This is a genomic window from Hymenobacter caeli, from assembly GCF_013294115.1.
Lineage (GTDB): Bacteria > Bacteroidota > Bacteroidia > Cytophagales > Hymenobacteraceae > Hymenobacter > Hymenobacter caeli.
Map to the genome: position 1 here is coordinate 123,092 of NZ_JABSNP010000009.1, position 22,652 is coordinate 145,743.

Annotated in this window: 15 protein-coding genes; 6 read left to right on the forward strand and 9 right to left on the reverse strand. The window is 65.7% G+C overall.

What is annotated here, in order from left to right:
* Window positions 1-10 precede the first annotated feature (10 nt).
* Both HNP98_RS11245 and HNP98_RS11250 read right to left on the reverse strand, forming a co-directional pair.
* Window positions 11-1,234, reverse strand: a complete 1,224-nt coding sequence (locus HNP98_RS11245; protein WP_173810167.1) for a CBM35 domain-containing protein — start codon at window positions 1,232-1,234, stop codon at window positions 11-13.
* A 344-nt stretch (window positions 1,235-1,578) separates the two neighbouring features.
* Window positions 1,579-3,741, reverse strand: a complete 2,163-nt coding sequence (locus tag HNP98_RS11250; protein ID WP_173810168.1) for a glycosyl hydrolase — start codon at window positions 3,739-3,741, stop codon at window positions 1,579-1,581.
* 296 nt (window positions 3,742-4,037) lie between these two features.
* Here HNP98_RS11250 and HNP98_RS11255 point away from each other — a divergent pair, with 296 nt between their 5' ends.
* Window positions 4,038-4,430: a hypothetical protein gene (locus tag HNP98_RS11255; RefSeq protein WP_173810169.1), complete on the forward strand. Its 393-nt coding sequence runs from the start codon at window positions 4,038-4,040 to the stop codon at window positions 4,428-4,430.
* Window positions 4,431-4,532: 102 nt separating this feature from the next.
* On the opposite strand, the gene HNP98_RS11260 is transcribed toward HNP98_RS11255, so the two are convergent.
* Both HNP98_RS11260 and HNP98_RS11265 read right to left on the reverse strand, forming a co-directional pair.
* Entirely contained in the window at window positions 4,533-6,113 is a 1,581-nt protein-coding gene (locus HNP98_RS11260) for a family 43 glycosylhydrolase (RefSeq protein ID WP_246275090.1), read from the reverse strand.
* 38 nt (window positions 6,114-6,151) lie between these two features.
* A complete protein-coding gene (locus tag HNP98_RS11265; protein ID WP_173810170.1) occupies window positions 6,152-7,195 on the reverse strand; it encodes a glycoside hydrolase family 43 protein in 1,044 nt (347 codons plus the stop codon).
* Between the two features lie 310 nt (window positions 7,196-7,505).
* Here HNP98_RS11265 and galK point away from each other — a divergent pair, with 310 nt between their 5' ends.
* Both galK and HNP98_RS11275 read left to right on the forward strand, forming a co-directional pair.
* Window positions 7,506-8,675 (forward strand): galactokinase, encoded by a 1,170-nt coding sequence (gene galK / locus HNP98_RS11270; protein ID WP_173810171.1) that lies wholly within the window; start codon window positions 7,506-7,508, stop codon window positions 8,673-8,675.
* 165 nt (window positions 8,676-8,840) lie between these two features.
* A complete protein-coding gene (locus tag HNP98_RS11275; protein WP_173810172.1) occupies window positions 8,841-9,953 on the forward strand; it encodes a UDP-glucose--hexose-1-phosphate uridylyltransferase in 1,113 nt (370 codons plus the stop codon).
* Window positions 9,954-10,218: 265 nt separating this feature from the next.
* Here HNP98_RS11275 and HNP98_RS11280 read toward each other — a convergent pair whose 3' ends face one another.
* Both HNP98_RS11280 and HNP98_RS11285 read right to left on the reverse strand, forming a co-directional pair.
* Window positions 10,219-11,328 carry a glycoside hydrolase 5 family protein gene (locus tag HNP98_RS11280; RefSeq protein WP_173810173.1) on the reverse strand — a complete coding sequence of 370 codons (1,110 nt, stop codon included), beginning with the start codon at window positions 11,326-11,328 and terminating at the stop codon, window positions 10,219-10,221.
* Window positions 11,329-11,418: 90 nt separating this feature from the next.
* Window positions 11,419-13,839 carry a sugar-binding domain-containing protein gene (locus HNP98_RS11285; protein ID WP_173810174.1) on the reverse strand — a complete coding sequence of 807 codons (2,421 nt, stop codon included), beginning with the start codon at window positions 13,837-13,839 and terminating at the stop codon, window positions 11,419-11,421.
* Window positions 13,840-14,082: 243 nt separating this feature from the next.
* Here HNP98_RS11285 and HNP98_RS11290 point away from each other — a divergent pair, with 243 nt between their 5' ends.
* From HNP98_RS11290 to HNP98_RS11300, 3 genes are all read left to right on the forward strand, one after another.
* Window positions 14,083-15,159, forward strand: coding sequence for a glycoside hydrolase family 43 protein (locus HNP98_RS11290; protein ID WP_217425735.1), 1,077 nt, complete (start codon window positions 14,083-14,085; stop codon window positions 15,157-15,159).
* A gap of 95 nt (window positions 15,160-15,254) precedes the next feature.
* The gene (locus HNP98_RS11295; protein WP_173810176.1) at window positions 15,255-16,280 is read left to right on the forward strand and encodes a LacI family DNA-binding transcriptional regulator; all 1,026 of its coding nucleotides are present in this window, start codon (window positions 15,255-15,257) and stop codon (window positions 16,278-16,280) included.
* A 68-nt stretch (window positions 16,281-16,348) separates the two neighbouring features.
* The gene (locus HNP98_RS11300; RefSeq protein WP_173810177.1) at window positions 16,349-17,086 is read left to right on the forward strand and encodes an outer membrane beta-barrel protein; all 738 of its coding nucleotides are present in this window, start codon (window positions 16,349-16,351) and stop codon (window positions 17,084-17,086) included.
* Window positions 17,087-17,093: 7 nt separating this feature from the next.
* On the opposite strand, the gene HNP98_RS11305 is transcribed toward HNP98_RS11300, so the two are convergent.
* From HNP98_RS11305 to HNP98_RS11315, 3 genes are all read right to left on the reverse strand, one after another.
* Window positions 17,094-17,708, reverse strand: coding sequence for a cyclase family protein (locus HNP98_RS11305; RefSeq protein WP_173810178.1), 615 nt, complete (start codon window positions 17,706-17,708; stop codon window positions 17,094-17,096).
* Between the two features lie 242 nt (window positions 17,709-17,950).
* Entirely contained in the window at window positions 17,951-19,387 is a 1,437-nt protein-coding gene (locus HNP98_RS11310; protein WP_173810179.1) for a TolC family protein, read from the reverse strand.
* Window positions 19,380-22,574, reverse strand: a complete 3,195-nt coding sequence (locus HNP98_RS11315; protein ID WP_173810180.1) for an efflux RND transporter permease subunit — start codon at window positions 22,572-22,574, stop codon at window positions 19,380-19,382. The genes HNP98_RS11310 and HNP98_RS11315 overlap by 8 nt, the downstream gene beginning before the upstream one ends.
* Window positions 22,575-22,652: the final 78 nt, after the last annotated feature.

Genomic DNA, 22,652 nt, shown 5'->3' on the forward strand with positions numbered 1-22,652 from the left:
CGGCGAGTGCCTACTTGGAAACCAGCACGCGGCGGCTCAGGGTGGGCTGGTCGCCGTTGCGCACCACCAGCTGGTACACGCCGGCGGCCACGTGGTCGGTGGCTACCTGGAACTGGTTGCCGCCGGCTTTCAGGTTGCGGCTGGTGCTCAGCACGCGCTGGCCGAGGGTGTTCACCAGCTCGATGGTGGCGTTCTGGGCGGTGGCTAGGTCGAGGCTCACGTTCAGGCTCTGGCCGTCGGTGGGGTTGGGGTACACGGTGAGGGCCTTCTGGGCGTCGGCGCTGGCGCGGGCCGCCGTGGCCGTGCCCGTGGTGGGCGTTACGTCCATGTAGTCGAAATCGACGTAATCAGCGTTGCTGATGGTAATGGTGTTGGTACCGGCCGTAAGGTTGTACTTGCCTACCACGAACGACGCAAACCCGGGGTCAGCAGTGGGTACGGCGGTGGTGAGCTTGCCGCGTGCGTTTACAGAAAGGTCAAAACTCTTGAGCGCAAACTGGGCGCGTGCTCCCACGGCAATCTGATACAGACCTGTCGTGGCGACCGTGATTGGTAAAGTGATGGTGCTGTTTACCGCCACTGCCAAGTTGGTAACATAGCCAGTGGTGGCGGCAGTGGTTCCTGAAACAGTCGCTGCTTCGCCATCTCTAGTAACGGCTTGCGCAAGGTAAAGCGTACCCAATTCGGCTTCTACCCGGCCCGCGGCACTCAGGGCAAGAGGCGTAACGGTAGCAGGCGCGGCCTGCAAAGAAATGTAGTCGATGCCGTAGTAGTTATAACCACCCGCAATGGTGATGGTGTTGGCCCCGGCCACCAAGTTAACCCGAATCTTGCTGGTGCTGAGGAAGGTAGAACCGGTTTTGGTGGACTTAAAGTACAGCTGTATCGAGGGGGCAGTCGCGGCCGTGTTGTTTATGCTCAAGGTACCGTACTTGAAGTCATACTGCGACTCGTAACGAATAATGAGGTCGTAGGCACCAGCTGTTGCCGCAGTGTAAGGAATTGTCAGACCGCTCGGCGCACCGTTAAAATCGACATAGCTTCCGTTGGAAGCAGTAGCAAGGGTCATCGCCACGACGGCCCCGCCAGTAAGGGTGTTGGTGGCCGCTTCGGCTTCGATTCTGGTTTGGGCGTGGGCCGCCGGTGCGGCCAGTAGGGCAGCGCCCAGCGCGAAGGCACCCAGGGCAGGAGCCAGCAAGTTGCGCTTTTGGGAAGAAGGGTACAGTTGTTTCATGGGTAAAAAAAGGTGAAAGATGAAAAAATGCTTGATGAGTGACCTGTTAGTCTGGAATGCCCTCGGTTTGCTGTTCCGAATACTAAGGTAAAAGTAAATATTGCAAACGATTGCGAATGATACAAATAAAGCGTTTAATTGTCCTCAATTTGCTTTATATACGAAACGGCTGCAGCCAGATGTATTGGTGCGTTGAGCTGTTTAGTAGAGCAGAGCCGGTTGTAGTGGCTGGGGCCATGCTGGGCAAATTGGCCCGTGTCCTTCTCAACGCAAGTGCCCGGCTTGCGGCGGGCCCTGGGGCCGCCCCACAAGCCGGGCACTGGCAATGAATCAGGCAGGGCCGGTTATGGCGTCACTAGCACGCGCTGGCTCAGGGCCGATTGGCCGGCTTGGCGCACCACTAGCTGATACACGCCGGGGGCTACCCCAGCCAGCGGCACCTGAAACTGGTTGTCGCCGGCAATCAGGCGCGGGTGCTGCACAGCTAAGCGCTGGCCCAGGGTGTTCACCAACTCCACCGTTACTTCTTGGGCCGCGGTTAGGCGCAGGCGAGCGTTCAGGACGGAGCCGGTGGCCGGGTTGGGGAACACGGCCAAGCCCGCGGCCGTAGCGGCTGCGCCGCTGCGGGTGGCCAGGGCCGTGGCCGCCCAGTCGGCTAGCTCATCTTTGGTGATGATGTCTGCGTCGGCGTACAAGCTCCGCAGGAAGGCTACCGGCTGGTTGCGGATATAGCTGCCCTGCCAAGCGCAGAACCACGACCACCACGTGGCGTAGCCGCGCTCCTGGTCGGGGTTCACCAGGCTCTCGGTTTCGGTGAGGGCGATTAGCTTGTTGGGGGCCATGGCCCGCATGGCGGTCCAGTTGCCCGAGATGTTCACGTTGGGGTCGGGCGTCGCGCTGGACTGGTAGATGTCGTCGCCGGCCACATCTACAAAATTGTCGCCCGGGTACCAGGTCGGGTCGGGCATGGCGTTGGCGCAGTACACCCAAATCAGGTTGTGCAGCTGGTTGCGGCCCGTCATGCGGGTGTACAGCAGCTGCCACAGCTTCTTGAAGTTGTCCGGGCCCTGGTTGCCCCACCAGAAAAACGTGCCGGGGGTTTCGTGCAAGGGCCGCCACAGCACGGGGATGCCCGCATCCTGAAACTTCTTGAGCTGAACAGAAATCAGGTCGATGTCTTTCAGCAGCAAGTGGTAGTTGGTGCTGGTGGTATCATTCAGGGCGGCGGCGAAGTTGAAGGCCGTGTTAGTCGTGTAAAAAGCTCCGCCCGGGTCGCCGGTCGGGTTGGCCGTCGTCACGTTGTCGGCGGGGGCCCGCCAGTGCCAAATCAGGGCCGTGATGCCGCGGCCGTTGCCGCTCGGGCTCCACTGGAGGTAGCGCTCGGCATCGCTGGACGGCCCGTACCTCGCCACCGCCGCCGAAGCGTAGTTGAGCAGGTCCATGCTGACGATGGCCGGTTCCTTGCCGGTGGTGGCCAGCACGTATTTTACCTCCGAGCCGCTATTAGCGTATTGGTCATCCTGCTGCCCAGACAGGGTTTTGGTGCCGTACAAATCGACGAGGTACGAGTGGAGCGCTTTGGCCGTAGGCGTGGCCAGCGGGTCGGTGAGCTGCTTGGCCGGCTTGGTGGGCAGCGACACCGTGGTGGGCGTAATCTGGATGTAGTCGATGCCGTAGTAGCCGTAGCCGCCGCCGATGGTGACCGTGTTCGTGCCCTGCGGTAGCAGGAAAGTGCCGCCGTCGCTAACCAAGAAGTCGGTCCCGGTAGCGGTTTTCATGAACGAAGCCGTGGTTTTGGAATCGTTTACCGTCACGTTAGCCACTTTCGTGTCATAGGGCGATGTGTAGCCGATGGTCAATTTGAATAGGCCGGCGGTGGGGTTGTTGAACGAGATGGCCGCGTTTTTGGCGTCGCTGTTGTCGAAGCCCGTGACGTAGCCAGTGCCCGAAAAGCCGGTGGGCGTGGTGGCCACGGTCACGCCGTTCAGCAGGCCGTCTTCGGCTTCGGCGCGGCCGTTCGTCAGGGGCGCAATTTTGGTCACCACCGGAGCCAGTTCGATGTAATCGATGCCGTAGTAGCCCCGGCCGGCGGCGAAGGATATTTTATTGGTGCCGGCCAGCAGCACGAACGTGCCCACCGTGGCGGAGCCAAAATTGGTGCCGGTGTTGGCAAGGGCCGGCGAAGAAATCACGCCGTTCACGCTCAAGTTGGTGGCGGTGGCGGGAGATGCCGTGTAGCGCACCACCAGCTGGTAGCGGGTGGCCTGCGCCGGAAAAGTGAAAATCAGGCTGTCGGTGCTGTTCTCAAAATCGGCGGCGTAGCCCGTGCCGGAGTAGCCCGTGTTAGTGGTGGTGTTGACGACGCCCTTCAGAATGGCGCTCTCGGCTTCGAGGTGAATCAGGGTCGGGCTTTGGGCCTGCGCCGCCACGGGGGCCAGCGCCACGCCGGTCACCGCCAGGACCTGCCCCCAACGGCCAATGCGGGTAAGTAAAAAATTCGCGTGCATGAAAATGGGTAGATTTTTTTGATAAATAATTGGAAAGCAATCGATTCGAAAATAACCGACGAGCGGTCCATAAGCAATTGCTTGTTGTGTAAAAGTATGCTAGTCAAACTATTGTGATTAATACTAATCAAGCCTTTTCTTAGCGTATCGGTGCAGTAGCATCGGTTCCGCAACCCATTGTATGGCCGCCCATCCGCTTGGCGCACTGCCTCCGAACAAGCCAATTACTCGGGCAAGCCCCACAAATGAGTTACTTCGCTCACCCTTTTCTTCCATACCCCATTCAACGCGGTACCATGTACGTAAAATGGCTGCTGTTGGTCGGCGCTTTGGCCGGTGGTGCGCCGGGGCCCCGGGCGTGCGGCCCGCCCCCGGCGGCCGGGGCCCCGCGCCAGGAACCGTCGTTTCCGCGCCGGCGCACGCCCGTCGCGCAACTGCCCCCGGAAGGGCAGGCCGAAATCCTGCGCCTCGAAACGCTGCTTCAGCAAGCCTACGCGGCCTTCACGGCCAGTCCCACCACCGCCGTGTTTCCCTACTGGCGGGCCGATGCCGTGGAGCAGGCCGCCCACCAGGCCGCCGCCGTAGTGCCCACCTGGGACCAAGCCGCCTACCAGCAAGAAACCGCCTTTTATACTGCTGAGGAAGCCCGCCGCCAGCAAGCCCGCCGCCCGGCCGCGCCCAAGCCGTAGCTCATTTAGGCAGAAGCAGGATTTTCGGCGGCTGCCCGGCGGGGCTGGTCCGGCCCCGCCGGGCAGCCGCCGGAGCCCCTTTTTTAACTTTTAACCAACGGGCTACGGCTGGCCGGTCAGCGTGAACCCGTCAAAATCGGCCACGGCCGTGGCGGGGCCCTGCGCCAGCACGCCCACCCGGATGCCCCGGTCCCAGGGCGGCAGGTAGGCCCCGCTCACGTCGGGGGAGCCGGGCGGCACCAGGGGCCGCCAGGTAGCGCCCCCGTCGGTGCTGTAGGCAAAGGCGAAGCGCGTGCTGCGGCGGGCTTGCAGACGCAGGCCTAAAGGCCCTGCCCCGGCAGGCAGCGCCGTTTCCAGCAGCACTTCTTCCTGGCCCTTGGCGCGGCGCACCAGGCGCAGGCGGCCGTCGCCGGCCAGCAGGGCCAGGGCGTTGTCGGGGTCGCCGAGGGCGGCCAGGCCGGCGGCGGTGCCGGCGGGCAGCGCGGCCGGGTGCAGCAGCGTGGCCGTGGCGTCGTAGTCGGCCGCGTAGATGGTGTGGCCCAGGGCCGCCCCGCCGTGGTCGGGCCGGGCGCTGAGGTGCAGCTGGCCGCCGCCCACGGCCGCGGCGGGCGGGTACTCCACGGGCCACTGCCAGGCCAGGCCCAGCGCGGTCCCGTCGAAGCCGTCGCGCACGGGCGGCGCGGGCCGGGCGGGGGCCGTCCCCGGCCCGCCGCCCGCGCCGCCCGCGAACACGGGCCAGCCGCCGGTGCTCCAGGTAAACTCGCTCAGCAGGCCCTGGCGGCCCACCATCTCGCTGCCGGGCGCGGCGGCGTAGGCGTGGTGCAGCAGGTACCAGCGGCCGTTGCGCTCCACGGCGGTGCCGTGGCCGGGGCACTTCCAGGCCGCGTTTTGGGTGAGGACGGGGTTGCGGGCGTACTTCTCCCAGGGGCCCAGCAGGGTGCGGGCGCGGGCCACGCCGGTGGCGTAGGTGCAGCCGCCCCCGCAGCAGCCGTTGGCGGCGTAAAAGGCGTAGAAATAGCCGCCGTGGCGCACCAGGCTCACGCCCTCCACGAGGTTGCCTTCCCAGGGCGCGGTGTTGCGAAACAGCTCGGTTCTGGGGCCCGTGAGGGCGGTGCGGGCCGCGTTCAGGGGCTGGGCCCAGATGGGCGTGGGCTGGCCGATGCTGTTGCCGTCTTCCTTCCACACCAGGTAAGGCTGGCCTTTCTCGTCGCGCACCGGGAAGGCGTCAATCGAGCCGTCGGGCTGGCCCACCAGCGGGCCGTGGTCGCGGTAGGGGCCCTCGGGGCGGTCGGCGCTGGCCACGCCCACGCACAGGTTGCCGCCGCGCCGGTGGGCGGTATAGAAAATATAGGTCTTGCCGCCGTCCTGGCTGATTTCCGGGGCCCAGAAGTAGTGGTCGGCCCAGGTCGGCGGCCGGTCCGGAAACACACTGCCCACCAGCGTCCAGTCGGTCAGGTTGGTCGATTTCAGCAGTGGAAACACGGGCCCCCAGTTCGACGACGTGGCCGTGGCCCAGTACGTGCTGCCGATTTTCGTCACCGACGGGTCGGGGAAGTCGCCGGGCAGCACGGGGTTGGCCGCAGCGGCGGGGGCAGCGGCGGGGGCCTGGGCCCGGGCCCCCAGCGGCGCGGGGCCCAGCAGGGCCAGCGCGGCCAGCAAGCGGCAGAAAGTGGTGGTCGTCATGGGTGGGATGGGAAAGCGGGCCCAACGCGGGCCTCCGGCTACTCGCCGCCGGGCCGGGCCAGCGGCACGCCGGTGGCCACGGGGGTGCCGAAGTTAGGCGAACCGTCGGCGTTCCAGGTAAAGGGCTGCATCCGCGGGTTGCGGGCGTTGCCGCAGCCTTCGCCGGGGTGGCTGTTGGCGTGGTAAATCAGCCAGTTTTCCCGGCCGTTTTTCGAGACGAAAAAGGCGTTGTGGCCGGGTCCGTAGGCGTGGCTGGCGGGGCTCTGCGTGAACACCGGCGTCGCCGACTTTTGCCAGGCGCGGGCGTCCATCGGGTCGGCCGCGGCGCTGGCCGTCAGCATGCCCAGGGCGTAGTCGTCGGTGCTGCAATGGCTGGTCGAGTACACCACAAACGTGCGGCCGGCGTGCTGCAACACCTCCGGGCCCTCGTTCACCTTGGGGAAGCCGCGCCGCTCCCAGGCGTATTCCGGGTGGCTGAGCCGCACCCGGGCCCCGGTGAGCGTCCAGGGGTTTTGCAGCCGGCAGATGTAAAGGTTCTGCTGGTCGGAGCCGGCTTCCTGGCCCGACCACAGCAGGTAGCGCCGGCCGCGCTGCTCGAACACGGTCGCGTCGATGTCCCACAGGTCCTGGCCGGGTACGGCCAGCCGGCCTTTTTCCGTCCAGGTGCCGGCCGTGGGGTCGGGGCCGGCGTTTTCGAGCACCCACAGGCGCTGGCCGCCGCAGCAGGGCCCCGGGCCCGCCGTGAAGTAGATGTACCACTTGCCGTCCAGAAAGTGCAGCTCCGGGGCCCAGACGTCGTGCGCGTTGGGCCCGGCGGCGGGCGGCGTCCACACCACCTGGCCCACGGCCGCGCCCAGCTCGCTCATGCGGGCCGTTTTCCACAGCGTCACGTTCACGCCCGTGGTGTTGAGGTAGTAGTACACCCCGTCTTTCTGGTACACCCACGGGTCGGGGCCCGTTTTCAGCAGCGGGTTGGTAAAGGTGCGGGCCGGCGGCCGGCCGGCCCCGGGAACCGCCGTGCCCCGGCAGCCCAGCAGAGCGGCGGCCAGCACGGTGCCGAGTAGTAAGTTGGGCAGCGTCATAACTGAACGAAAATGGGCGCGAAGGGAACGCCGCCGCGAAGGTGGCGCTTTTTAGGCCAGCGTGTGAGGGCCCACCGGTTCCCCAAAATTTGCTCCAAGCGCGTGCTTATGAAAGAGTCAAAACAAAGCAAAATAGTGGATCCGACGAATTATTGTGCTAACGTTTTCCCATAATTATCCCTCTGTAAGACAATGTATTATAGTAAATTAAGGTGCCTATTTTGTGCAAACGTTTGTTCAACTTAAAAAAAAGTTTCAACTTAGTGTTACCGAATAATTATCCTCCCACCGTTAACCCCCTCCCCACGCCATGCCCAGTGCCGCCATCGCCGCCGATTTTCACCGCCGTTTTGGCTACGAGCCCCTGTTGGTGCGGGCCCCCGGCCGCATCAACCTCATCGGCGAGCACACCGACTACAACGACGGCCTGGTGCTGCCGGCGGCCATCGACAAGGAGGTGTTTTTCGCGGTGGGTTTGAACGGCGGCGACCAGGTCCGGCTGGTGGCCTTCGACATGGGGGACGTCTTCGACGTGGCCATTGCCGAAGTGGCCCCCAGCGACCACCAGTGGGCCAATTACCTGCTGGGCGTGGTGGCCCAGTTCCAGGCGCGGGGGGTGGCGGTGCCGGGCTTCGACTGCGTGTTCGGCGGCAACGTACCGATTGGGGCGGGCCTGTCGTCGTCGGCCGCCGTGGAGTGCGGGCTGGCGTTTGCCCTCAACGAGCTGCTGCACACCGGCCTCGACCGCATGGCCCTGGCGCACATGGGCCAGCAGGCCGAGCACACCTACGCCCACGTGATGAGCGGCCTCATGGACCAGTTCGCCAGCCTGTTCGGCCGGGCCGGCCACGTGGTGCGCCTCGACTGCCGCTCGCTGGCCTACGAGTACTTTCCCTTCGACGCCCGCCGCTACCACCTCGTGCTGTGCAACTCGGGCGTGAAGCACGCGCTGGCCAGCTCCGAGTACAACAAGCGCCGCCAGGAGTGCGCCCAGGGCGTGGCCGTGCTGCAACGGCACTACCCCGCCATCCAGAGCCTGCGCGACGCCACCCTGGCCCAGGTGGAAGCCCACCGCGACGACCTGGGCGACGTGGTGTACCGCCGCTGCCGCTACGTGGTGCAGGAAAACCTGCGCGTGCAGGCCGCCTGCGACGCCCTGAACGCCAACGACATGGCCACCGTGGGCCGGCACATGTACGCCTCGCACGCGGGCCTGCGCGACGACTACCAGGTGAGCTGCCGGGAGCTGGACGAGCTGGTGGAAATGGCCCGCCCGCTGCCCGGCGTGCTGGGGGCCCGCATGATGGGCGGCGGCTTCGGCGGCTGCACCATCAACCTGGTGGCCGTGGAGTACGTCGACGGGTTTGTGGCGGCGATGGAACGCGCTTTCGCGCAGCGCTTCCAGCAAAAGCTGGAGACGTACCACACGGCCATCGTAGGCGGCGTTGGCGAAATGCAGGCCGCCGCCGTGCCGGCCTAGCGCGGTTTTTCAATTCATGAACCCGGTTAAAAGTTGAGAGTTAAAAGTTAAAGCCCTGGCTGCTCGTGGTTTTAACTCTCAACTTTTAACTTCTTTAATTTCTGCCCGCTGGCTCCGAAAATGCGCTAACCCGTCCGTTTTTTGCGCCCGCTGCGTTTGCCACCCATGCCCACTCCCGCCTTCGACCCCACCCACCAGTCGCACCGCCGCTACAACCCGCTCACCGGCGAGTGGCTGCTGGTTTCGCCCCACCGCGCCCTGCGCCCCTGGCAGGGCCAGCAGGAAAAAACGCCCCCCGACCACCGCCCCGCCTACGACCCCACCTGCTACCTGTGCCCGGGCAACGTGCGGGCCAACGGGGCCCACAACCCGCCGTACCCCGGCACGTTTCGGTTCGACAACGACTTTGCGGCCCTGCAACCCGACGGGCCCGCCGGGGGTATCAACATTGATAACCTGCTGATTGCGGAGGCCGAAACCGGCGTGGGCCGCGTCATCTGCTTCTCGCCGCGCCACGACCTGACCCTGCCCGAGATGACCCCGGCGGCCATCCGGGGCGTGGTGGACGTGTGGGCGGACGAGTACCAGACCCTGGGGGCCCGGCCGGACATCAACTACGTGCAGATTTTCGAGAACAAGGGCTTCATCATGGGCTGCTCGAACCCGCACCCGCACGGCCAAATCTGGGCCCAGCACACCGTGCCCGTGGACCCCGCCAAGGAAACGGTACAGCAGGCCGCCTACCTTGAAGCGCACGGCCGCACGCTGCTCGCCGACTACCTCGCCACCGAGCTGCGCGAGCAGCAGCGCGTCGTCATCGAAAACGATACCTGGGTGGTGCTGGTGCCTTTCTGGGCTACCTGGCCCTTCGAAACGCTGCTGCTGCCGCGCCGCGCCGTGGCCTCGCTGGAGCTGCTGCACGAGGCCGAGAAGAACGATTTGGCCGACATCCTGCGCCGCCTCACCATCCGCTACGACAACCTGTTCGAGCTGTCGTTTCCGTACTCGGCCGGCTGGCACCAGCGCCCCACCGACGGCCAGGCGCACCCCGAATGGCACCTGCACATGCACTTCTACCCGCCGCTGCTGCGCTCGGCCACGGTGCGCAAGTTCATGGTGGGCTACGAGATGCTGGCCAACCCCCAGCGCGACGTGACGCCCGAGTGGGCCGCCGAGCGCCTGCGCTCGTTGTCCGAAACCCACTACAAGCAGGCCACCGTACCCGTCGCCGCGCCGCCCTCGCCCGAAGTGGCCCCCGCCGAGGCCCCGGGCAAATAGCGCGGAGCCCGGCAACCGTCCAAAACGGGGCCGAGCCCTTACCGTTAATTAAAAGCCCCGTCGATACGCATCGGCGGGGCTTTCTAATGCGGCGTCGGGGCCGGTGTACCGTAGCGCGAACTTTGTAGTTCGCGTCGCTGCCCGGTCGCCCAACGATTAATCAGCAGGACGAAGCGAGCGACGCGAACTACAAAGTCCGCGCTACGGCGCTACTAATTCATGGCGGCGCCCTGTTCCTGAAATTATTCTGGCTACTTGCTTGGGGCTACTTGCCGTTCAGCTTTCGGATTAAATCGGCCTCGTCCTGGCGGTAGGGCGTGCCGTCGGGGCGAAACACCTCGTGGAACCACTCGGCGGGCTCCGAGCCGTCGGCCAGGGGGGTGTCCCAGGCGTACTTGGTGTTGGTTTTGCCGGCCACCAGGCCCCAGTTGATGGCTCCCACGCGGTACTTCTTTAGCAGGGGCAGGATGTTGACGAAGCGCGAGTTGCGGGGCCGGGCCATGTACTCGGTGCAGAGGAGCGGGCGGCCCTGCACGGCCAGCAGCTCGATGATGCGCTGGTGGGCCGGCACCTCGTCGTAGCAGTGGTAGGTGATGACGTCGGAGTGCAGGGCCTGGAACGTGTTCAGGGCCTGGAAGCTCCAATCCCACAGCCCGGCGCTGAGGGGCTGCTCGGGGCCCGCGGCGCGGGCCCAGGCGAAGGTGTTGCGCAGCAGCGGCAGCGAGGCCACGCCCTTGCCCGAGTTGCCGGGCTCGTTGTACAAGTCCCAGAGCAGCACGCGCTTGTCGTGCCCGAAGCTCGTGAGCACGTCCGTCACGTAGGGCCGCAGCTGCATGAACGTGGCCGAATCGCGCGAGGCGGGGTCGCCGGGGTCCTGCACCCAGCCCGAGTTGTGGACGCCGGGCTTGGGCGCGGGCTGGGGGCCCGCTTGGGCTTCCTTGTTCCAGCAGTCGTCAAAAATGACCAGAATGGTTTGGATGCGGTGCTTGTCGGCCAGGGCCAGGTACTCGCCCACCCGCTTTTTGAAGCCCGCCGGGTCGGCCTGCCATGCCAGGTGGTGCAGGAACACGCGCATGGTATTGAAGCCGATACCCTCGGCGTAGCCCAGCTCTCGGTCGATGGTGGCGGGGTCGAACGTGGCGGCCTGCCACATTTCGAGCTGGTTGATGGCCGTGCTGGGGATGAAGTTGGCCCCCGACCGCCACGGCTGGGTTTTATACCAGGCGTTGGCTTTTTCGGCCGTCCACCGGGCGCTTGGGGCCGCGGCTAGCGCGGCCCCGGGGCCCTTGGTTTTGGTTTTGACTTTCTGGGCGTGGGCCCTGGGGGCCCCGAGCAGCGCCGCGAGTAGCAGCAGGAGAAACGGGAATCTTTTCATGCGGAAGGGCGGGGGTTAGGTGAGGGCGGGGCGTAAATATCCACTGCTGCACCCGGCACCGGGAGGCCGCCGCCCGGTGCCGGGGCCCCGTCAGTTGGTGCCTGCCCCGCCGGCCAGCGTCAGGGTTTTGGCCACCAGCCCCGGGGCCCGGAGCGTGACGGTGACGGGCCCGGGGCCGGCCGTGGCCTGCACGTAGGCCAGCAGCCGGCCGTGCAGGGCCCGCCGCTGGGGGGCTTTGTAGTCTTCGTGGCTGTCGTGGCTGCCGCTTTCCAGGCCCAGCAGCCGGGCCGGGCCGGCCAGGGCCACCGTGATTTCGGCCGCGGCGTCGTCCACGCGGTGGCCGTCCCGGTCCACGACGGTAATTTCCAGCTGCGCCACGCCCTGGGGCTTGACGGCCAGCGCGTTGCCGTAGGGCGTGGCCTGGAGGGCGTAGGGCGCGCCGGTGGTTCTGAGCACCGCGCGGCTCACTTCCTGGCCGTTGCGGTAGCCGCGGGCCAGCAGCTCGCCCGGGGCGTAGGCCACGTCCCAGGCGGGGGTGTGGCCGGTTTTCCGGCCCAGCGACTGGCCGTTGAGCAGCAGCTCCGTGGTTTCGGCGTTGGTGAGGCCCACCACGCGCACCTGGGTGCCGGCGGGCCAGTTCCAGGTGGTATTCAATTGCTGGGGCCCCACGGGTTTTTGGTCGGCGGCGGCGGGCGCGGCGGTGCCCAGGTAGAGCACGGGCTGCTCGGACCACAGGCTCTGGCGGAAGTAAAACTCGGGCTTGGGGAAGCCCGCCAGGTCGAGCAGGCCGGGGCCGCTGCTGCGCAGGGGCCACTTGCCGGCCTCGCCCAGGTAGTCGATGCCGGTCCACAGGTATTGGGCCGACACGTAGGCGTTGGAGTCGACGGCGGCCCAGGCGCGGGCCTGCATCCCGTTTTCGCTGCCGTAGATGACGCGCTGCGGGTACGCCTTGTGGTCGTCCGGGTAGCGGAATTCCTGGTAGTTGTAGCCCACCAGGTCGAGCGCGGCGGGGTAGTCGGTGAAGTTGGACATCACCACGCCGGCCAGCGCGGCCGTGACGGGCCGCGAGGCGTCCACCTGCTTCACCACGGCCACCAGGCGGCGGGCGATGGGGCCCATCTGGGCGGCCGCCGGGTGGTCGGGCAGGTAGCCCTTGCCGTAAATCTGGGGGTTGCGGCCCGTGTTCAGCACCTCGTGGCTGTAGGGGTCGTTGGGGTAGTCGATTTCGTTGCCGATGCTCCACATGATGACGGAGGGGCGGTTGCGGTTGCGGAGCACCATGTCGCGCAGGTCGCGGTCGGCCCACTCCTTGAAGAACTCGTGCGCGCCGGCCTGGCTGGGGGTGCCCACGTTCCAGCCCTCCACCCACTTGTTCTTGCCGATTTCCCACTCGTCGAAGGCCTCGTCCATCACCAGCAGGCCCAGCCGGTCGCAGAGGGCGTAGAGGTAGTCGGCGTGGGGGTTGTGGCTCAGGCGCAGGGCGTTGCAGCCGCCTTCCTTCAGCGTGCGCAGGCGGCGCTCCCACACCTCGGGCGGCACGGCCACGCCCAGGGCCCCCGCGTCGTCGTGGATGCACACGCCCTTGAGCTTGAGGTTCTGCCCGTTCAGAAAAAAGCCCTGGTCGGCATCGAACCGGATGCTGCGCACGCCCACTTCCTCCGTTACCTCGTCGGTGGGCCGGCCGGCCACCGCCAGGCCCACCCGCAGCCGGTACCGGTTCGGGGCGGCCACCGACCACAGGCGCGGCGCGGCGATGTGCAGCGTCAGGGCGGCGGCGGTTTCGGTGCCGGCCTTGGCTTGCACCGACTGCCGGGCCGTGGCCACGGTTTTGCCCTGCGCGTCGAGCAGCGTGCCCGTCACCAGCACGGTGGCCGGGGCGGCGGTGGCGTTGGCCACGGCCACCGTCACGCGGCCCGTGGCGGCGCGGGCCGACACCTCGGGCGTGGTGAAGCCCACGCCCCACAGCCCCACGTGCACGGGCGCGGTGGCCAGCAGGTACACGTTGCGGTAGATGCCCGAGCCCGTGTACCAGCGCGAATCGGCCACCACACGATGGTCCACCTTCACGGCCAGCACGTTTTGGCCGCCGGGGCGCAGGTAGGGCGTCAGCTCGTACTGGAACGAGGCGAAGCCGCTGGGCCGCTTGCCCAAAAAGTGGCCGTTGAGCCACACCTCGCTGTTCTTGTACACCCCGTCGAAATAAACGAACACCTTCTTTGCCCGAAAGCCGGCGGGCAGCGCAAACGTCTTGCGGTACCAGCCGACGCCGCCCGGCAGGAAGCCGGTGGCACTGGCCCACTCCGGGCTGAAGGGCCCCTCGATGCTCCAGTCGTGGGGCAGGTCGAGGGCGCGCCAGGCGCGGTCGTCGAGGCCCGGCTCTTCGCCCGCCGGCACGTCGCCCCGGTGGAACTTCCAGTCGGCGTTGAAGAGCAGGCGTTGGCGCTGGGCCCGGGCGCGGCCGGGCAGCAGGCTCAGGGCCCCCAGGAGGGCCAGGAGGAATTTAAGTTTCATGCCAGCAAGAGGGGTTGGGCGGGTGGAAAGGGAACCAGGCGGGAAAGGTAAAAGAAATTGACCGTCATAAAATCGAGTCCCAAACGCCAGCGGGTGGGGCGGGCCCCAAGGCCGGCGGGCCAACCGGCGCACGTTCCGCAAGCCGTGCGTATACTGCACCGCCCACCGAGTACGCCGCGCCGGGGCCGCCTGCAAGTGGCCCCGGTGGCGTAGGGAATGGGCCCACGCTCCACCGCCCCGCCCGTGCCCGATTCCAGCCGCACCTTTTTGCGCTACGCCGCCCTGACGGGCGGCCTGCTGGCCCTGCTGCCCGGCCGCAACGCCCGGGCCGCCGCCCGCACCTACACCAACCCCGTGGTGCCGCGCAACTTCCCCGACCCGGCCGTGCTGCTCCACGAGGGCACGTACTACGCCTTCGGCACCACTGGCCAGGGCCGCACGGCCGACGGGCGCATCTTCAGCGTCCTCACTTCTGCCAACCTGGTGGACTGGCGCGACGCGGGCGGGGCCCTGACGCCCCCGGCGGGCAGCGAAGGGCTCGACTTCTGGGCTCCCGAAGCGGTGCTGCACGAGGGCACGTTTTACCTGTACTATTCGCGGGGCGGCGGGGCCGTGGCGGCCAGCGTGGGGCACCGCCTGCACGTGGCCACCAGTACGCTGCCCCAGGGCCCCTACACCGAAGTGGCCGCGCTCGACGTGCCGGACAGCCAGTTCACCATCGACGCCCACCCGTTTCAGGACGATGACGGGCAGTGGTACCTGTTCTATGCCCGCGACTTCACCGACGCGGACGGCGGCTATTTCCCCGGCACCGGCCTGGCCGTGGACCGCCTGGCCACCATGACCACGCTGGCCCACGAGCCGCGCACCGTGCTGCGGGCCCGCCACCCCTGGACGCTTTTCGAGGCCAACCGCCGCATGCCGCTCTACGGCGGTAAAGTATTCGCGCAGTGGCACACGCTGGAGGGGCCGTTCGTGCGCCGCCACGCGGGCAAGTACTACTGTTTCTACAGCGGGGCCAACTTTCTGACTGCGCGCTACGGTGTCGATTTTTGCGTAGCCGATGGTGTGCTGGGGCCATATGAAGAAGCCGGCGGCGGGGCCGGGGCGCGGGTGCTGCACGCCGTACCGGGCCACGTGCGGGGCCCCGGCCACCACTCGCACGCGCTGGGCCCCGACGGCCGCACCGAGTACCTGGTGTACCACGCCTGGAACCCGCAAATGACCGAGCGTCAGCTCTGTATCGACAAATTAGCCTGGACCGACCAGGGGCCCCGCTGCCTGGGGCCCACCTACACGCCCCAGCCGCTGCCGGGTTGAAATCCGCAGCGGTGAGCCCGCAGCAGCATTACACAAAATTTGCGCGGATATTTGCGTAGCAGTTTTCGCTGCCTGCCTTTAAACATCCCCGCCACTTGGCTTCCAAACGCGCTTCCATCACCGACATGGCCCTGAAGCTGGGCGTGTCGGTGTCCACCATTTCGCGGGCCCTGAGCAACCACCCGAGCATCAGCGACGCCACCAAGAAGCGCGTTACCAAGCTGGCCAAGGAGCTGAACTACCACCCCAACCACCTGGCCGCCGGCCTGCGCCGGGGCCGCAGCAACATGCTGGGCGTGCTGGTGCCGCACATCGACGGCCACTTTTTTACGATGGTGGTGAAGGGCATCGAAACCGTGGCCACCAAGGCGGGCTTCAACATCCTCATCTGCCAGTCGAACGAGGACGTGGCGCACGAGCGCAAAAACATCGAAACCCTCATCAACGCCCAGGTAGAAGGCATTTTGGTGTCGCTCTCGCGCACCACCCGCGACTTCAAGCACTTCGACAAGGCCACGAAGCGCGACCTGCCGCTGGTGTTTTTCGACCGCATCCTGGAGGGGCGCGACGTGAACGCCGTGGTGCTCGACGACCGCGAGGGGGCCTACCAAACTACCCGGCACCTGCTGGCCCAGGGCTGCCGCCGCATCGCCCACTTCGCTGGGCCCCAGCACTTGAACATCTACAAAAACCGCCGCCAGGGCTACCTCGACGCCCTGCGCGAGCACGACGTGCCCTACGACGAAGCCCTGGTGTTCACCTGCGACATGCGCCACGAAGACGGCATCCGGGGCATGGAGCAATTGCTAAAGCTGCCCGTGCCGCCCGACGCCGTGTTTTCGGCCAGCGACATCACGGCCGTGGGGGCCCTGCAAGTGCTGCGCCAGCGCGGCCTGCGCGTGCCCGCCGACGTGGCCCTGGCCGGCTTCAGCAACGAGCTGTTCTCGTCGTTCCTCGAGCCCATGCTCACCACCGTGGACCAGCGCTGCGAGCAGATGGGCCAGGCCGCCGTGCGCCTGCTGCTCGAAATACTGGGCGAGAAACGCCAGAACGTGTCGCCGCGCCGCGTGCTGCTCCAGCCCGACTTGCTGGTGCGGGCCTCCTCGCTGCGCGTGAAGTAGGACGGGGCCATGCAACCCTTTGGGGCCAGTCAGTACTCCTGGGGAAATCCACCTTTCCCCGCTACCCCATGAAACGGATTACTACTTCCCTTTTGGCCGTGGCCCTGCTGGCCGGCGCAACTGCGGCTTCGGCCCAAACCACGTTTCGCTTGGGCTTGCGCGGCGGAGCGAACCGGGCTTTAACGACGGTGGACGGGGCTAGTAATTTTATTAACGGAATTAACTTATTTTATTCCGCTGATAAATTGCCTGTATACGCTTGGCAGGCGGGCGCAGTGCTGGAGATGAGTTTTGGTAAGCTGGCTTTGCAGCCCGCGCTGGTATTTTCGCAAAAGGGTGAAAAGTTGCACACGTATTACAGCTCGGGAGATTATGCTCTCTATTACACTGAGACGACCAGCACCAACCGCTACAATTGGTTGGAATTGCCGCTCAACGTAGTGTACACGCTGCACGGTGACCACGGCTTACAAGCATTCGCGGGGCCCTACGTGGCGCTGGCCGTGGGCGGAAATCAGCAGGGTACAGTATACAGGACCATATCCGTCCGCACTGCTCCGCAAGATTTCGACACCCAAGTTTCCTACGGCCCCAACACCAACAACCGCCGCCTCGATGCGGGCGTCAACTTCGGCGTTGGCTACCGCCAGGGGCCCTTACAAGTGCAACTTGGCTATGCCCTAGGCTTGCGCAACTTACACCAAGACGGCGGTACATTTTATTACGATTACGGCCACAACTTTAACGCCGACGCTGCATACAACCGGGTGGCACAACTCACCGGCACGTACTTCTTCTCACTGTAAAACCGCGCTACAGCGGCCGCAGCAGGGCCCGGCAGGGGGCCCCGTCGGCCCCGACGATGGCCAAGGGTAGGCAAATCAGTTCGTAGTTGCCGGGCTCCACGTGGCCCAGCGCTAGGCCCTCGATGATGGTGACGCCGAAGTCGAGCAGGGCGTGGTGGGTGTTGCCGGCCCCCACTGAGAGGTAGTCGACGCCGACGCAGACCACGCCGCGCTGCTGCAAAAACTGCGCGGCCGGGAAGTCCAGCTTCACGAAGTCGGGGTTGAAGGGCTGGTGCGTCCAGTCGGCATCCGAGTTGCGGGTGCGGAAGAGGATGCGCTGGCCGGGCTGCGGGTCGAGCGGCTCCACTTCGGCCAGGGTGATGAGCCGGGGGTCGAGGATGCGGGCCACGCGGCAGGGGCCCAGCAGCGTGGTCAGGTCGATGGTCGTCACGTCGGGCCCGTCTTGGATGAAGTGGCGCGGGGCATCGACGTGGGTGGCCGTGTGCACGCTCATGCTGATTTCGGACACGTTGGCCGGGTCGCCGTAGGCAAACGAGCGGGTGAGGCGCAGGTGCACCGGCGCGTTGTCGGGCCAGTGCACCATCTGGTCGGAAATGGGCGTCGTGATGTCGAGGTAAGGCATGGCGGGGGAGTTACGTGGCGGTTGGGGCCGGTGGCCGGCCCCTTGAACACGGCGGCGGCGCACCTTGGCGGGCCGGGCTTGAACGGGCGCTGGAACCCCGTGCAAACCCAGTACGCAAAGATGCGCCGTTGCGCCGCCGCTCAGTAGCCCGGCGAACTTGCCAGCCTATTGCCAGCCTATTGCCAGCCTATTGCCAGCCTATTGCCAGCCTATTGCCAGCCTATTGCCAGCCTATTGCCAGCCTACTGCCAGCCGCCGCCCAGGGCCCGGTACACGTTCACCGTGGCGTTCAGCTGCTGCATCCGGGTTTCGGTCAGGTCGAACTTCGACTCCAGGGCGTCGCGCTGGGTGAGCAGCACCTCCGTGTAGTCGGCCCGCACGGCCTTGAAGAGGCTGTTGGAAATGCGGATGGACTGGTTGAGGGCCTGCACTTCCTTCAGCTTCGCGTCGTAGCTGCTTTGCAGGTTGCTGATGTTCGACACCTGGTTGGATACCTCGATGTAGGCGTTCAGCACGGTGCGCTCGTAGTTGTACACCGCTTGCAGTTGCAGGGCGTTGGCGCTGGCGTACAGGGCTTTGATGCCGTTGCGGTTAATCAGCGGCGCGGACAAGTCGCCGGCCAGGTTGTAGAGCATCGACTCGGGCGAGTTGAACAGCAGGCGGGGCTTGAACGCCTCGAAGCCCGCGCCGGCCGAGATGCCCAGCGACGGGTAGAAGTTGGCCCGCGCCACCTGCACGTCCAGCTTGGCGGCCACCAGGTTCTGCTCGGCCCGCCGGATGTCGGGGCGGTTGCCCAGCAGCTGCGCGGGCACGCCCACCCGGATGGTGGGCGGCACCAGCGCCCCGAACGCCTGGTCGTCGCGAACAATCGGCTGCGGGTAGCGGCCCAGCAGCAGGTTGAGCTTGTTCTCGGTTTCGGTGATGCGCTGCTGCGTTTTGTATTGCAGGCTGGTGGTGTTCTGCACCTGGGCCTCGAAGCGCTTCACCGCCAGCTCCGTCACCCGGGCCGCTTCTTTCTCCTGCTTCACGATGCGCAGGGCATTGTCCTGAATCTCAATGTTCTGCTTGAGGATGAGCAGCTGGTTGTCGAGCGCCAGCAGCTCGTAGTACGAGTTGGCAATTTCGGCAATCAGGTTCGTCACCATGAAGTTTTTGCCCTCCACCGACGCCAGGTACCGGACGGCCGCCGCCTTGCGGGCGTTGCGCAGCTTGTGCCAGACGTCGACCTCCCAGCTGGCAAACGCGCCCAGCTGGTAGTTGGCCAGCGGGGTGGGGGTGGGGCGGTCGGGCTGGATGTTGACGGCCTCCTCCGTCGCGCCCTGGAGCGTGTAGCGCCCCGGCTTCTCCAGCTCCGTGCGGGCCCCCAGGCTCACCGTGGGCAGGTACTCGCCGGTGCGGGCCTGCACTTCGTTGCGGGCAATCTGGATTTCCTGGAGCGTGACGTTCAGCTCCTGGTTGTGTTGCAGCGCGGTGTCGATGAGGGCCGCCAGGTTGGGGTCGGTAAAAAACGCCTTCCACCGCACCCGGGCCGTGCTGGCCGTGTCCGGGGGGCTGGTGGCGTAGGCGGCGGGTACGCGGCGGCTCGCGTCGCGCTGCACCAGCTGGGGCACTTTGCAGCCCGCTATGGCCAGCGCCAGGGCAGCCGCGCCCAGGCTTTCATAAAGGCGTCTTCTAAGCATGCGTTTCAACTTCTTCTTCGATTAATACCCGAGGCTCGATGCCTTCCAGCATCGGGTACTCGTTCTCGTCCTGAATCAGCTTGCGGCCGGCGGCCAGGGTGCCGAACACGTAGTACAGGCCGGGGATGATGACGACCCCGAACACGGTGCCGAACAGCATGCCGCCGAGGGCCGACGAGCCGATGGTGCGGTTGCCGATGGCCCCGGCCCCCGTGGCCACCACCAGCGGAATGAGGCCGGCGATGAAGGCGAACGAGGTCATCAGGATGGGGCGGAAACGTACCCGGGCCCCCTCGATGGCCGCGTCGCGCACCGACATGCCTTCCTCGTGCTTCTGGGCCGCGAACTCGACAATCAGCACGGCATTTTTCCCGAGCAGGCCCACCAGCATCACCAGCCCTACCTGCGCATAAATGTCGTTGGCCAGGCCAAACATTTTGATGAACAGGAACGACCCGAACACGCCCGCCACCAGGGAGAAGATGACCGCCAGCGGCAGCAGGAAGCTCTCGTACTGCGCGGCCAGCACCAGGTACACGAACACCAGCACCACCAGGAAAATAACGGTGGACTCGTTGCCGCGGCTCACCTCGTCTTTCGACAGGCCGCCCCAGTCGATGCCGTAGCCGTGGGGCAGCTCCTTGGCCACTTCCTGCACGGCCTTGATGGCCTCGCCGCTGCTGAAGCCCTCGGCCGCCCCGCCGCGGATGGAGGCCGTGGTGTACATGTTGTAGCGGTTGATTTCGTTGGCCCCCTGGCTCTTCACGATTTTCATAAAGGCCGAGAACGGCACCATTTCGCCCTTGTCGTTCTTCGCCCACATGTTCAGGATGTCCTGCGGCAGGCGGCGGTACTCGGGCGAGGCCTGCACGTACACCTTAAAAAAGCGCTGGTACTTGATGAAGCCCAGCTCGTAGGTGCTGCCCACCATCACGCTCAGCGTGTTCATGGCGTTGCCGATGGTCACGCCCTTCTGCATGGCCAGCTCGTTGTCAATCTTCAGCTCGTACTGCGGGTAGTCGGCCGAGAAGAAGGTGAACAGGCCCGCCAGCTCCGGGCGCTTTTTCAGCTTGGCCATGAACTCCTCGTTCACTTTTTCCAGGGCCTTGTAGTCGCCGGTGCCGGTTTTGTCCAGCAGCTGCAGCTGGAAGCCGCCCGCCGCGCCGTAGCCCGGCACGGCCGGCGGCTCGAAAAATTCGATGGTCGCGCCGGGAATCTCGTGCGCTTTTTTCTCCAGGTTCCCGATGATGTCGGCGATGGACTCCTTGCGCTCCGACCACGGCTTCAGGTCCAGCAGCAAGGTGCCGGCGTTCGAGCCGCGGCCTTCGGTGAGCACCTCGTAGCCGGCCAGCGAAGAGATGTTGGCAATGCCGGGGATGTCCTTGGCCAGGCCGGCCAGGCGCTGCGACACGGCGTTGGTTTGCTCGAGCGTGGTGCCGGGCGGCGTCTGCACGATGGCGTAAATCAGGCCCTGGTCTTCGCTCGGGATGAAGCCCGCCGGCAGCCGGGCCGCAATGGCCCAGGTGCCCAGCCCGAAGGCCAGCAGCAGGGCGGCGGTAACGAGCCGGTTGGCCACAATCTTCTCCAGCAGGCCGGTGTAGGCGTTGGTCAGCCGGTCGAAGCCCCGGTTGAAGGCGTCGAAGAAGCGCTGGATGGGCGTTTTCTTCTTGGGCTGGCCGTTGTGGTTCTTCAGAATCATGGCGCACAGCACCGGCGTCAGGGTGAGGGCCACGAGGCCCGAAATGACGATGGCCGTGGCCATCGTAATCGAGAACTGCCGGTAGAAGATGCCCACCGGGCCGCTCATGAACGACACCGGGATGAACACGGCTGTCATCATGATGGTGATGCCGACGATGGCCCCGCTGATTTCGCCCACCACCTTGCGCACGGCATTGTAAGGCGAGAGGTGCTCCTGCTCCATCTTGGCGTGCACGGCCTCAATCACCACGATGGCGTTGTCCACCACGATGCCAATCGAGAGCACCAGGGCAAAGAGCGTAATCATGTTGATGGTGAGCCCGAAGGCCTGCATGGCCATGAACGAGCCCACCAGCGACACCGGCACGGCCAGGGCCGGAATCAGCGTCGAGCGCCAGTCGCCGAGGAACAGGAACACCACCAGGGCCACCAGAATGAAGGCGTCGCGCAGGGTGTGAATCACGTTCTCGATCGAGGCGTCGAGGAAGTTCGACACGTCGTAGGTGATTTTGTAGTCCATGCCGGGCGGGAAGCTGGTTTTCTTCAGCTCCTCCAGCTTGGCCTTCACTTCCTTGATTACGTCGCTGGCGTTGCTGCCGTAGGTCTGCTTGAGCACGATGGCCGCCGACGGGTACTGGTTCAGGTTGGAGTAGATGTCGTAGAACTCCGAGCCCAGCTCCACGTTGGCCACGTCTTTCAGGTGCAGGCTTTCCCCGTTGGGGTTGGCCCGCAGCACCACGTTCTTGTACTGCTCCACGTCGTTGAAGCGGCCCTGGTAGCTCAGCACGTACTCCAGCGACTGCGCCTGCCCGCCGTCGGAGCGGCCGATGCGGCCCGGCGAGCCAATCACGCTCTGCTCGCCCAGGGCCTTCATCACGTCGTCCACAGAGATGCTGTAGGCCCGCATGCGGTCGGGCTTCAGCCACACGCGCATGGCGTACTGCCGGCTGCCCAGGATGTTGGCCCGGCCGATGCCGCTCAGGCGCTGCAACTCGGGCAGCATGTTCACGCCGGCAAAGTTGAACAGGTACTTCATGTCCGTGTTCTTGTCCTTGCTGTACAAGTTCACGTACATCAGCATGTTGGGCACCACGCGGTTCACCACCACGCCTTCGCGCTGCACCAGCTCGGGCAAGCGGTTGAGCACCTGCGCGATGCGGGTGTTCACGTTCACCACGGCCTGGTCGGGGTCGGTGCCCAGGTTGAACACAATCTGGATGTTGGCCTCGCCGGCGCTCACGGCGTCGGAGGTCATGTACTTCATGCCCGGCACGCCGTTTACGGCCTGCTCCAGCGGAATCAGCACCGATTCGGTGAGCACCTTGGCGCTGGCCCCGGGGTAGGCCGCGCTCACCATCACCAGGGGCGGCGAAATCTCCGGGAACTGCGAGGTGGGCAGCTTAAAAATGGCCAGCACGCCCATCAGGATGATAACCACCGAGATAACAATGGCAAATACGGGCCGACGAATGAATTTGCTAAACATACGTTAGATTAGCTGTTAGCCAATAGCTTATAGCTATTAGCTATGTTCTGGAAAATCCGCCAGCCACTACCTGCCCGC

Bases quoted from the DNA above. Each gene is read 5' to 3' on its own strand.
- HNP98_RS11245 (WP_173810167.1), bottom strand. From the start codon at position 1,234: ATGAAACAACTGTACCCTTCTTCCCAAAAGCGCAACTTGCTGGCTCCT.
- HNP98_RS11250 (WP_173810168.1), bottom strand. From the start codon at position 3,741: ATGCACGCGAATTTTTTACTTACCCGCATTGGCCGTTGGGGGCAGGTC.
- HNP98_RS11255 (WP_173810169.1), top strand. From the start codon at position 4,038: ATGTACGTAAAATGGCTGCTGTTGGTCGGCGCTTTGGCCGGTGGTGCG.
- HNP98_RS11260 (WP_246275090.1), bottom strand. From the start codon at position 6,113: ATGACGACCACCACTTTCTGCCGCTTGCTGGCCGCGCTGGCCCTGCTG.
- HNP98_RS11265 (WP_173810170.1), bottom strand. From the start codon at position 7,195: ATGACGCTGCCCAACTTACTACTCGGCACCGTGCTGGCCGCCGCTCTG.
- galK (WP_173810171.1), top strand. From the start codon at position 7,506: ATGCCCAGTGCCGCCATCGCCGCCGATTTTCACCGCCGTTTTGGCTAC.
- HNP98_RS11275 (WP_173810172.1), top strand. From the start codon at position 8,841: ATGCCCACTCCCGCCTTCGACCCCACCCACCAGTCGCACCGCCGCTAC.
- HNP98_RS11280 (WP_173810173.1), bottom strand. From the start codon at position 11,328: ATGAAAAGATTCCCGTTTCTCCTGCTGCTACTCGCGGCGCTGCTCGGG.
- HNP98_RS11285 (WP_173810174.1), bottom strand. From the start codon at position 13,839: ATGAAACTTAAATTCCTCCTGGCCCTCCTGGGGGCCCTGAGCCTGCTG.
- HNP98_RS11300 (WP_173810177.1), top strand. From the start codon at position 16,349: ATGAAACGGATTACTACTTCCCTTTTGGCCGTGGCCCTGCTGGCCGGC.
- HNP98_RS11305 (WP_173810178.1), bottom strand. From the start codon at position 17,708: ATGCCTTACCTCGACATCACGACGCCCATTTCCGACCAGATGGTGCAC.
- HNP98_RS11310 (WP_173810179.1), bottom strand. From the start codon at position 19,387: ATGCTTAGAAGACGCCTTTATGAAAGCCTGGGCGCGGCTGCCCTGGCG.
- HNP98_RS11315 (WP_173810180.1), bottom strand. From the start codon at position 22,574: ATGTTTAGCAAATTCATTCGTCGGCCCGTATTTGCCATTGTTATCTCG.